12 protein-coding genes and 1 pseudogene are annotated in these 11537 nt (G+C 35.4%); all 13 read left to right on the forward strand.

From position 1 onward, the window contains the following. Positions 1-1157: signal recognition particle-docking protein FtsY (gene ftsY, locus HF964_RS07755; protein WP_168722481.1), on the forward strand; the 1157-nt coding region annotated here is incomplete at its 5' end. Positions 1158-1171: 14 nt separating this feature from the next. Next, positions 1172-1513 (forward strand): putative DNA-binding protein, encoded by a 342-nt coding sequence (locus tag HF964_RS07760; RefSeq protein ID WP_168722482.1) that lies wholly within the window; start codon positions 1172-1174, stop codon positions 1511-1513. A 14-nt stretch (positions 1514-1527) separates the two neighbouring features. Next, the gene (ffh, locus tag HF964_RS07765) at positions 1528-3003 is read left to right on the forward strand and encodes a signal recognition particle protein (RefSeq protein WP_168722483.1); all 1476 of its coding nucleotides are present in this window, start codon (positions 1528-1530) and stop codon (positions 3001-3003) included. 407 nt (positions 3004-3410) lie between these two features. After that, positions 3411-4829, forward strand: a complete 1419-nt coding sequence (locus HF964_RS07770; RefSeq protein WP_168722484.1) for a hypothetical protein — start codon at positions 3411-3413, stop codon at positions 4827-4829. 1 nt (position 4830) lies between these two features. Continuing rightward, positions 4831-6093, forward strand: a complete 1263-nt coding sequence (locus HF964_RS07775) for a lectin-like domain-containing protein (protein WP_168722485.1) — start codon at positions 4831-4833, stop codon at positions 6091-6093. A 15-nt stretch (positions 6094-6108) separates the two neighbouring features. Beyond that, positions 6109-6234 (forward strand): annotated as a pseudogene (locus HF964_RS10120) (hypothetical protein); the annotation flags it as partial. 33 nt (positions 6235-6267) lie between these two features. Then, positions 6268-7629: a MucBP domain-containing protein gene (locus HF964_RS07780; RefSeq protein ID WP_338091099.1), complete on the forward strand. Its 1362-nt coding sequence runs from the start codon at positions 6268-6270 to the stop codon at positions 7627-7629. A 132-nt stretch (positions 7630-7761) separates the two neighbouring features. After that, positions 7762-8034 (forward strand): 30S ribosomal protein S16, encoded by a 273-nt coding sequence (rpsP, locus tag HF964_RS07785; protein WP_168722487.1) that lies wholly within the window; start codon positions 7762-7764, stop codon positions 8032-8034. Positions 8035-8279: 245 nt separating this feature from the next. Continuing rightward, a complete protein-coding gene (locus HF964_RS07790) occupies positions 8280-8744 on the forward strand; it encodes a C40 family peptidase (protein ID WP_168722488.1) in 465 nt (154 codons plus the stop codon). Positions 8745-8941: 197 nt separating this feature from the next. Beyond that, the gene (gene purE / locus HF964_RS07795) at positions 8942-9427 is read left to right on the forward strand and encodes a 5-(carboxyamino)imidazole ribonucleotide mutase (protein WP_338091095.1); all 486 of its coding nucleotides are present in this window, start codon (positions 8942-8944) and stop codon (positions 9425-9427) included. Further along, positions 9420-10541, forward strand: a complete 1122-nt coding sequence (purK, locus tag HF964_RS07800; protein ID WP_168722489.1) for a 5-(carboxyamino)imidazole ribonucleotide synthase — start codon at positions 9420-9422, stop codon at positions 10539-10541. Before purE ends, purK begins: the two co-directional genes overlap by 8 nt. 4 nt (positions 10542-10545) lie before the next feature. Further along, positions 10546-11283, forward strand: a complete 738-nt coding sequence (locus HF964_RS07805) for a phosphoribosylaminoimidazolesuccinocarboxamide synthase (protein ID WP_168722490.1) — start codon at positions 10546-10548, stop codon at positions 11281-11283. After that, positions 11283-11537: a phosphoribosylformylglycinamidine synthase subunit PurS gene (gene purS, locus HF964_RS07810; RefSeq protein ID WP_168722491.1), complete on the forward strand. Its 255-nt coding sequence runs from the start codon at positions 11283-11285 to the stop codon at positions 11535-11537. Before HF964_RS07805 ends, purS begins: the two co-directional genes overlap by 1 nt.

Genomic DNA, 11537 nt, shown 5'->3' on the forward strand with positions numbered 1-11537 from the left:
ACACAACGGTTACTGAAACAACACCAGAAGTGGAATCAGACACAACGGTTACTGAAACAACACCAGAAGTGGAATCAGACACAACGGTTACTGAAACAACACCAGAAGTGGAATCAGACACAACGGTCACTGAAACAACACCAGAAGTGGAATCAGACACAACGGTCACTGAAACAACACTAGAAGTGGAATCAGACATGCCAGTTACTGAACAGATAACTACTAGTGAAGAACAAGCTTACGATAAAGGCTTAGAAAAATCACGAAAATCTTTTGGTGAACGCTTAAATGCTTTCTTTGCCAAGTTTCGTTCTGTTGATGAAGATTTCTTTGAAGATTTAGAAGATACTTTAATTCAAGCTGATGTTGGTTATCAGACTGCTATGCAAATCAGTGATGAACTACGCGATGAAGTTAAGTTAAAGAATGCTAAAAATAAAGAAACAATTCGCCAAGTAATTGTTGATAAGTTAATTGAAATTTATGAAGCTAGTGGTAATGGTGAAGATATTTCAATGCATTTTGCTTCAGAAGGTCCAACAATCATTTTATTTGTTGGGGTGAATGGAGTTGGTAAGACAACTACAATTGGTAAAATGGCTAACCTTTATAAATCCGAAGGTAAAAAAGTGTTACTTGCCGCCGCAGATACTTTCCGTGCTGGTGCTACACAACAATTACAAGAATGGGGCCGTCGTGATGGAGTTGACGTTGTTTCAGGACCTGATCGTGTTGATCCGGCGTCAGTTGTATTTGATGCGGTTAAAAAAGCTAAGGCTGAAAGTTATGACGTCTTGTTTGTTGATACGGCTGGACGATTGCAAAACAACGTTAACTTAATGCAAGAATTAGCTAAAATGAAGCGGATTATTAGTCGTGAAGTACCAACTGCCCCACACGAAGTATTGATTGTACTTGATGGGACAACTGGACAGAATGCTTTGCAACAAGCTAAATTGTTTAAAGAATCTACCGATGTGACAGGGATTGTTTTAACTAAGCTAGATGGAACTGCCAAAGGTGGAATTATTTTAGCAATTCGCAATGAAATGCACTTGCCGGTTAAATGGGTCGGACTTGGTGAAAAGGCGACTGATTTACGTACCTTTAGTCCTGACCAATTTGTTCAAGGCCTATTTAAGGGTTTAATTGATTAAAGTTGAGGCTAATAATGGAAATTGAAAAGAATAATCGGGTTAACTTGTTATTTGAGTTTTATCAACCGCTTTTAACAGTTAAACAAAATGAATATATGGAATTGTATTACGGTGATGATTATTCTTTAGGTGAAATTGCTGAAGAATTTACCGTTAGCAGACAAGCTGTTTATGATAATCTTAAACGGACTGAAAAGTTATTGGAAAGCTATGAAGATAAATTACACTTACTTAAGGATTTTGAGCGGCGTACGAATATATTAACGACGCTAAATCAATATATCGATAAACATTATCCCACTGACCAGCAATTAAGCCAACTTGTTGCACAAATTACAAAAATTGATGAAGAATAAACGAGGTATAAAAAATGGCTTTTGAAGGACTAACTGAACGTCTCCAAAAGGCAATTTCAGGTTTACGCCGTAAAGGTAAAGTAACTGACGCTGACTTACGCGAAACAATGCGTGAAATTCGTTTAGCGTTACTTGAGGCCGATGTTAACTTTGAAGTTGTCAAAACTTTTATTAAAACTGTACGTGATCGTGCTGCAGGGACCAATATTCTAGAAGGACTTAATCCAGCACAACAAATAGTTAAAATCGTTGATGAAGAATTAACTAAGATGATGGGTGAGGAAGCAGTCCCACTTAATAAGAGCCCAAAAGTTCCAACGGTCATTATGATGGCTGGGTTACAAGGGGCTGGTAAGACAACTACTGTTGGTAAATTAGCGTTAAAGCTTAAAAATGAACAAAAAGCGCGGCCATTATTGATTGCCGCCGATATTTACCGACCAGCGGCCATTGACCAATTAGCAAAACTTGGTCATGATATGGAGATTCCGGTCTTTAGCATGGGGACTGATGTTAATCCACGTGAAATTGTTAAACAAGGGTTAGCACAAGCAGCTGAAAACAAAAATGATTATGTATTTATTGATACGGCTGGTCGCTTACAAATTGATGAATTATTAATGGATGAATTGGCGGACATCAAAACGATTGCTCAACCAGATGAAATCTTATTAGTAATTGATGCTATGACCGGACAAAATGCTGTTCAAACGGCGCAAGGATTCGACCAACGCTTAGATGTTAGTGGGGTCGTTCTTACAAAATTAGATGGTGATACCCGTGGTGGAGCGGCCCTTTCAATTCGGGCCGTCACTGGTAAGCCAATCAAATTTGTTGGTCAAGGTGAAAAAATGACTGATTTGGATGTCTTCTATCCAGATCGGATGAGTTCACGAATCTTAGGCATGGGAGACATGTTAACGCTGATTGAAAAAGCACAACGTGACTTTGATGAGAAGCAAGCCGAAGAACAAATGCAAAAGATGAAGGAAAACACTTTTGATTTTAATGACTTTATTGAACAATTAAACCAAGTTCAAAATATGGGACCATTGGAAGATATCATGAAGATGATTCCTGGAATGGCTAACAATCCAGCGCTTAAGAATATGAACGTTGATCCCAAAGATTTAGAACACATTAAAGCAATTGTCTTTTCGATGACTCCTGCTGAACGTGAAAATCCCGATTTATTAAATCCAAGTCGTCGTCGTCGTTTGGCGGCTGGATCAGGGCGCCCAGTGGTGGAAGTTAACCGGATGATTAAACAATTCATGGAAATGAAAAAGATGATGAGTGGCTTAATGAATGGTAAAATGTCACCACAAATGCAAAATATGATGAATATGATGGGTCAAGGTGGTGGAATGCCCGGAATGCCTAATATTCCAGGTATGGGCGGCCTTGGTGGGAAAGTTGCTAATGGCTTAGGTAATTTGGCTATGAAACAAATGGCTCGTAAACTTAAAAAAGCCAAAAAACGTCGGTAATTTAGAAGTTAATTATAAATAACCTTTTGTATATGAAAATGCTTTCGTTTTTTTGAAATTTCAAAAAAATTGAAAGCATTTTTTATTTGCATGTGCTATATACTAAATATTGTAAGGAAACGAGATAAAGATAATAGTCATCAAGATGGTAATTAGTAGGTGGGGGCCTACTAATTTAATTCGGGGGGATGGCCAAGAAGGCATCATTTTGAGATTATATTTACAATTATCCCTGTTAGTATCCTTTGTCATTTTCTTCTAACACATATAAGATACACTATAATAATTGCCAGGTTTGAGGGGGGCGAATAAAAAACGATTCAATTTTTTTGAATCTTTTTTTTATTTACTGGTATTATGTTAAATAGGTTTATCTAATTTTGCATAGTAAAAAGGGGGATGGGCGAATGGACTTTCTTAGTATTCTACCTGAACAAGATCAGTTAAAGATTAAAATACTAGAGTTAGTACTGAGCTTAAGTAATGATGATGTTCGAAATGATGTAATTCGAGAGCACTTAGCAATTTCAAATTATAAATTTGAAGAGTCAATTAATGGTATTAATAATGATACCGAGATTATATTGCAGCAAAAAGCGTTAACCATTGAACAAAATTGGTTGGTCGTTGAACCATGTGTTTCACGGGCGCTTATCCAGCAATTACGTGCATATTATTTCAAATTTGCACCACTACAAATATTGATTGATAATACATTACATCAAAATCGTTATCCACGAGCACAAGAATTAGAAGTGAGTTTTGGTTGGAGTCGAACGTATTATTCTAAGCAAAAAAGGTTATTAAAAGATTTACAAATTGATCAATGGCATACTTACGCTGAAATTACGACACGTCAATTTATATTTTCGTTATATACATATTTTGGGTACAAACTAACGATTGAGAATAATGTGGAGCAGTTGAAAATTCAAAAATTAGTAGCATTAACAACCAAAAGTCAATTAAGTCCTAATCAGCAGCAACAAGCTGAATTATTGATGGCAATTATGTTAATCCGAATGTCAGTACCGACGCGTGAGATTATCACAACTAATTTATGGGTTAGCCCATCAGTAGGGCTAGTTAAACAATTTAGTGTTATCCTTGAATGCGATACGCAAAGGGCAACTATAGAAGCTCAATTATTGCTCCAAATATTATTCGAACAAGGGCTATTAGTCGATGAATTAATGACAAGTTTACAAATTAAGGCTGATTATAATACTGAATTAGCAACCATTGTTGACATTATTACACATAATATGCAGTTGCTTTTACAGACTGGTTCACAAACTAAGCAGCAAGAATTTGTGAAGAGTGCAACACAAATTATTTTTTCAGAACTTTATACGCAAGGATTTGCAGCTGAATTTGATATTACTCGAACACGTTATTTTGAGGATATTTATCCAACGTTAAATCGGCTAGTAAATAAAGTTATTAAGGCCTTGTTGGAGCAACACGTTTTAACAGAACAATATCAAATTGATCGGATATATTTTAAATTAATGTCATATATTTTAGTTTCTGATTTTGATATTAGCCAATTTGACCAAATTGAAGTATGTTTTGATTTTTCAGGTGGGCAATATGTCAATCAATTTATGATTGAAACATTTAAAACATATATTAATATTAATGTTGTTATAAGCACACATGTGACAAAAACAACAGATATCTATTTAGGTGATTATTTTAATGATCAATTATTAATCGAACAATTGATCTGGGTGAAACCACCAACTGCAATGGATTGGGCAAAACTAGGTGATATGATTGCTCAAGCTAAAATAAGCAAGTATCGTCACGTCAAGGAGGAATAATATGGCCCGGTACAGTAAAGTAAGTCATTTGTTGATTTCTACCGCGTTAATGAGTTTGGCTGTGCAAGGTTATATGATACTAGCACCATTACATCTTCAAGCAGATGTATCTCAAACGACGATTAATAATAACGTCACCAATGATGTGACACAAGTCACAGCCAGTGAATTTTCAAAGTATTTTAAGTTAAATAAAGATACTATGCTAGCTGGTGAAAGTAATAATGGCAATCAACTTATTACTTTGACATCTAATCAACGAGACCAGGTTGGTAATTTTACTTTAAAAAAAAAGATTGACATGCATAAAAGTTTTAAATTGAGTGGTCAATTAAATCTTGGTAATAAGTCAATGGATGCTGGTGGTGCTGATGGGGTTAGTATTGTTTTTCATCCTGGCAAAATTGACCAAATTGGTCAAGGTGGGGCTGCCACAGGATTTGGTGGTATTCCAGGTGCGTTTGGGTTCAAGTGGGATACATATCATAATCCCAATGATCCCGATGAGTTTGCCAATAATCAAGCATACGCTGCCTTTGTACGTAATGATGTACAAAATAGCCCGGAAGTAGATCTTAAAACTGCACAAAAAATCGCGAATCCTGTAAATAATAATTTTATTCCAGTAGAAGTTCAATATGACGGTAATTCGCATGTAATGACAATTCAATATGGGGAGCAGACTTTTACTAAAAATCTCACGGAATGGATTGGCAATAATCAAGCAATGGCTTTGGCGATGACTGCCTCAACTGGAGCTAATTTTAATTTGCAACAATTCAAATTTCAATCATTTGATTACACATCAGTAATTCAAAAAAGTAATCTCAAAATTGAATATCAAGATGAAAATGGACATGAAATACGTCCTAGTACAACAATGATAGGGCCTGTTAATAGTCCTTTTGTAATTCAGCCGCTTAGTATTTATGGCTATCAATATCGTACCAGTAGTAATCAACTGCATGGTAAGTTTGCAGAAGCAGATCAAACCATTGTGCTGACTTATCAACAAATCCCTACCGGCTCGATGACGGTCCATTTTGTTGATCAAAATGGGCATCAACTTGCGCCAGATAAAACGGTCACTGGTTTAGCTGGTGATGCGTTTAACTTAGACATACCAACGGTAAATGGCTATACACCTAACACTAAAAATAATACAATTACAGGCTATTTACGTGCTGGAGCTAATGAACAAACATTAACATTTGAACCCATTACAACTCATATGAATATCATTTATCAAGATGAAAATGGGTAACAACTCCAAGCACCAACGATACTTACAGGCACGTATTTAACGCCGTATAGCATTGTACCGTCAACGATTGCTAACTATCAATATATAAATAGTAATATACCTTTATCAGGGAGCTTTGGGATAACAAACAAAACAATTGTATTAACCTATACGCGTATTCCGGCTGAGTCAATAATTCATTTTAAGACAGCCAATGGTAAAATGTTAGCACCAGATATCGTGCTAACAGGCTTTATTGGTGATAGTTATCAGGCAGACATGCCTAAAATAACAGGTTATACGCCAGTACTGGCTAACTCAGTTATTACAGGCTTATTTAAGTTACCAAAAGAAGAGCAAACGGTTGTCTATCAACCAATAACTACAGATATAAATATTAATTACCTTGATCAAAATGGACAACAACTGGCACCCAAAAAAGTGATAAGTGGTGAATTTGGTACCACTTATCAGTTACAACCAATTATATTACCGGGCTATGAATATATTGCTAATTCTGCTAATTTAACTGGTAATTTTGAGGCAAATACTACAAATATATCACTTAGTTACCAAAGACTTATCGGCCATGTTGAGGTCGTGTTCTTGACTAATCATCATCATCCACTATTACCAAGAAAAGTCGTAAGCGGATACTTTGGTGATAATTATCGAATTGAAATACCTAACGTCAAGGGATTTACTAGCAATATTAAAGCTCTTACAGGTACGTTTGATGATAAAACACGACAAATAATTGTGACATATACACCAATACCTATTAAGCCAGTTACAGTTAATTTGCACATTATTAATCAACAAAATGACCAGGTTGTGCGAATAATTACACTACAAGGTAAAGTCGGTGAACGAATCATGTTTAACAAAGCATTTTATATGAAACTTTTGGCCCAATATGGACTTAAACCTGTAGATTTACAAACATGGCCTAAAGTATTTGTAATTAATAATGATACACCGGCTGAATCAGTACTTTCATTTATGGTAGTTCCTGTAGACAAGCAAATACCGATGCCAACTGACATAATAAATAAGGGACAAACACTAGCTGATAGTGAGCGAAGTAACAAGGCTATCTTACAAAAAAATTACACAGATAAAGATGTTGTTTCGTTTGATGTAAATAACTTAATTCAAAGTATGATCCCCACTACTGACCAACAAGTAGATGCTGTAAATACAAAACAGCATTCTAAAGTTAAGGCATTCTTGAATGACGTCAAACCAAGTACAAATCAAACAAAAGGTTACACACCATCTACACAAGCATATCAACGAAAGCAAGTTAACAATAAGCAAAAAGCTAAAGAAGCACGATTTATAATTATAAAAAAAATAATTAAAGAAATTCGTAGTAAAATAGGTTTTAGTAAATCTGATCAAGCCGTTAAAAAAATGCCGGTAAATAGTCCAAGTCCTAGTGCGATTTTGACCAAAATAGAAACTCCTAATGGCGGTGGTAGCGGCAATGGTCAGAGTACCATAGGGGCAATTATGGGTGCTTTGGCAACCTCAACATCCTTTGGAGCTCGGTGAATTTGATGAGATAACTTTGGTTTAGAAATAAATTAATAAAAAAATGACACGTGTAAAGTAAAAAAGCTTTACACGTGTCGATTTATTTGGTATATTATTACTCGTAGATAAATTACAGGAGGAAATTATATTATGGCAGTTAAGATTCGTCTTAAACGTATGGGTTCTAAAAAGCGCCCATTTTACCGTGTCGTTGTTGCTGACTCACGTTCACCACGTGATGGTCGCTTCATCGAAACTGTTGGTACTTACAACCCATTGGTTGAACCAGCAGAAGTTAAGTTGGAAGAAGAAAGCATCATGAACTGGTTGAACAACGGTGCTCAACCTTCAGATACTGTAAAGAACCTTCTTTCAAAAGCTGGCATCATGAAGAAATTCCACGATGCTAAGTTTACTAAGTAATTTAAGCCCATTCGATGGATTAATTAAGTTAAGTTTACTTGACTTTAATTACTGATAAAAAGCCTTAATTCCTAGGAATTAAGGCTTTTTTGTTAGTAATATAATTTTCAAAAAAATAGCTCACTTTTTAATAATATTACTTATAAATGTTGCATGATTGTAATCAAATCGTTATCTTGATTTAGTACTATATAATATATTATAAAAATAAATAAAAATTTAACTATTTAAAGGAAGATTATAAAATGAAAAAACTACGAACATTATTTTTAACTACCGCTATTATTCTTGGTATTAGTGCCACAACCATTGCCACAACCCAAGTAACTGCTAGTGCCAATCACGTAAGTAATACGCAAAATAAGTATGCAAATGTAGCTAACTATGCACGTCGTTCTGTCGGTACCCGCTATGTATGGGGTGGAACGACACCACGTGGCTTTGATTGTTCTGGTTTTGTTCAATATGTCTTCCGAATGGCCGCAGGTAAAAATTTACCACGAACTGCACAACAACAATCTCTAGTTGTTCGGCCAATCAATGTTCGTGATGCTAAAGCTGGTGATCTTTTATTTTGGGGAAGTCGTGGCCGTTCTTATCACGTAGCGATTTCTTTAGGTAATGGTAATTTTATTAATGCTGTTAATCCACGTGTTGGGGTCAATATTAATCATATGGGTGCACCAACTTTTGCAGGGCGTTTAAACTAAAAATTATTAAATTATAAATATTAAAAAAGGCTAATCTTTCATCTAAGATTAGCCTTTTTTCGTGCTTTTTTGCAATAAACACGAACTATAAATAGATAAAATACAATAAATGTATTGATTTAGTCTCTTTTTTTGGTTATTATAGCTATATTAATTAGATGTTATAAAAAAACACGAACCATAAAAGGAGAATTAAAGTGAAAGTTGCGGTTATTATGGGCTCAGTATCTGATTGGCCAACGATGCGGTTAAGTACAGAGATTTTATCTCAACTAGGAATTGAATTTACTAAACATGTTATTTCAGCCCATCGTATGCCAACCGAGCTACAAGCTTTTAGCTTATCGGCTCGTAAAAATGGATACCAAGTTATTATCGCAGGTGCAGGTGGAGCAGCTCATTTACCAGGGATGTTAGCGGCTAATACTACCTTACCAGTCATTGGAGTTCCGATTCAGTCTAAAGCTTTAAACGGGTTAGATTCTCTACTTTCAATTGTTCAAATGCCAGCAGGGGTACCTGTTGCAACTGTTGCTATTGGAACTGCTGGAGCTAAAAATGCGGCTCTCTTAGCTGCCCAAATGATAGCAATTTCAGATGAAAATGTAGCAGTTAAACTAGTGAGTTTCCGGCAACAACAAACAGCTACAGCTTGTGCAAGTGAGGAACAACTTAATGATTAAGACAATATTACCACCACAAACTATAGGGATTATTGGTGGTGGGCAACTGGGACAAATGTTGGCCGTAAGTGCAAAAAGTATGGGCTATCATGTTGGTATTCTTGATCCAACACCTAATTCACCAGCGGGTCAAGTAAGTGATTTTCAAATCATAGCCGCTTACAATGATCAAGCAGCTTTAACTGATTTTGCTAAACGGGTTGATGTTTTAACGTATGAATTTGAAAATATCGATTTAGATGCTTTAAATAGTGTCACACAAATTACTGAACTTCCACAAGGAACTGAATTATTACGGTTAACTCGAAATCGTTTGATAGAAAAGAATAATTTGCAATCATTAGGAATTCCTACAGTAAACTTTATTGAAATTTCAGTAAAAACATTACTTGAAAAGCAAAGTGCAATTGAGAAATGTTTACCGGGTATCTTAAAGACAACAACTGGTGGATATGATGGGCATGGTCAATGTGATGTTAATACTATTGCCGATATTAAAGCGGCTGCTGAATTATATCGTGATGCCCCAGCTATCTTGGAACAGCGAATTAGTTTTGAAAAGGAAATTTCAGTAATGGTAACAATTGACGGTAATGAAAATGTCCGTATCTGGCCTGTGGTTGAAAATAAGCATGCTAATCATATTTTACAAACAACCATTGCGCCAGCTGATGTCACAATAGAAGTTACTAATCAAGTTAACCAAATTGCGCACACGTTAGCCCAAGCATTTAATTTACGAGGTGTTTTAGGAATTGAAATGTTTGTGACAACTACTAATGAAGTGTTAGTAAATGAATTAGCACCACGCCCACATAATTCAGGTCATTACTCAATTGAGGCCATGAATGTTTCACAATTTGAGGGACATATTCGAAGCATTACAGGATTGCCAATTGATAAATTAACAATGATAGCTCCCGCTTTAATGCATAATTTATTAGGTGAACAGTTAGTAACTGCCCGTAAACAATTAAACAGTCATGCAGAATGGCATTTTCATGATTATGGGAAAGCTGAGATTCGACTCGGTCGTAAGTTAGGCCACTATACAGTTTTGGGTGAGAAAAATATCAATAAAAATTTAACATGGCTAATAGATAATGAGGAATAAAAAAATGGAAAAAGGGTCGCTTTTATATACCGGTAAAGCTAAGAATGTTTATGGAACTAATGAGCCAGATGTTTTATGGGTTGAATATACGAACCAAGCAACAGCATTAAATGGTAAACGTAAAGAACAGATTGCAAATAAAGGACAGTTAAATAGTGCTATTTCAGATTTATTATTTAAGTACCTAACAAGTCAAGGTGTTACAAATCATTACTTAAAACAAATTTCAACAACGGTTCAGCTTGTTCAACGAGTTACAATTTTACCGATTGAGGTTGTTGTCCGTAACTACGCGGCTGGCCATTTTGTAACGAAATATAATGCCCCTAGCATGCAACATTTAGTACCAAGTGTACATGAATTCTATTTTAAGGATGATGCTTTAGATGATCCGTTTATGAATGATGAACAAATTATCGCCTTAGCAATTGCAACACAAACAGAATTAAAGTTGATGCGACAACAAGCTGATATGGTCAATATTTTATTAAGTAACTTATTTAAAGAGATTGGTATCACATTAGTTGATTTTAAATTGGAATTTGGGTATACAACTGAACACCAGTTGATTTTAGCCGATGAACTTTCACCAGATAATATGCGCCTTATTGATGATGTGACTGGGAATTCATTAGATAAAGATGTTTTCCGGAATAATTTAGGTGATGTCACGGTTGGATATCAAATTGTGTTAACACGTTTACAAAAATTATTTACAAAATTGACTGAGGAGAATAACTAATGTTTTTAGCTAAAATTTATGTAACGTATAAGCCGTCAATTCTTGATCCTAAAGGTGAAACTGTCAAGGATGCTTTACAACGGATGGAGTATACAGGAATTGAAGATGTCGTAATGGGTAAGTACTTTGAAATTAAATTATCAAGTTCGGATGCTACGAGTGCTGCAAAGGAAGTTGAATCATTTAGTGAAAAGTTACTAATCAATGTGAATATGGAAGTTTTCCGTTACGAAATTGAAGCCATTACTGAATAG

It is taken from the genome of Periweissella fabalis, assembly GCF_012396505.1.
GTDB classification, from domain to species: domain Bacteria; phylum Bacillota; class Bacilli; order Lactobacillales; family Lactobacillaceae; genus Periweissella; species Periweissella fabalis.

What these genes read in the sequence shown, in the direction of transcription:
- rpsP (WP_168722487.1), top strand. Translation starts at nt 7,762, where the DNA reads ATGGCAGTTAAGATTCGTCTTAAACGTATGGGTTCTAAAAAGCGCCCA.
- purS (WP_168722491.1), top strand. Translation starts at nt 11,283, where the DNA reads ATGTTTTTAGCTAAAATTTATGTAACGTATAAGCCGTCAATTCTTGAT.
- HF964_RS07790 (WP_168722488.1), top strand. Translation starts at nt 8,280, where the DNA reads ATGAAAAAACTACGAACATTATTTTTAACTACCGCTATTATTCTTGGT.
- HF964_RS07775 (WP_168722485.1), top strand. Translation starts at nt 4,831, where the DNA reads ATGGCCCGGTACAGTAAAGTAAGTCATTTGTTGATTTCTACCGCGTTA.
- HF964_RS07805 (WP_168722490.1), top strand. Translation starts at nt 10,546, where the DNA reads ATGGAAAAAGGGTCGCTTTTATATACCGGTAAAGCTAAGAATGTTTAT.
- HF964_RS07760 (WP_168722482.1), top strand. Translation starts at nt 1,172, where the DNA reads ATGGAAATTGAAAAGAATAATCGGGTTAACTTGTTATTTGAGTTTTAT.
- ffh (WP_168722483.1), top strand. Translation starts at nt 1,528, where the DNA reads ATGGCTTTTGAAGGACTAACTGAACGTCTCCAAAAGGCAATTTCAGGT.
- purK (WP_168722489.1), top strand. Translation starts at nt 9,420, where the DNA reads ATGATTAAGACAATATTACCACCACAAACTATAGGGATTATTGGTGGT.
- HF964_RS07770 (WP_168722484.1), top strand. Translation starts at nt 3,411, where the DNA reads ATGGACTTTCTTAGTATTCTACCTGAACAAGATCAGTTAAAGATTAAA.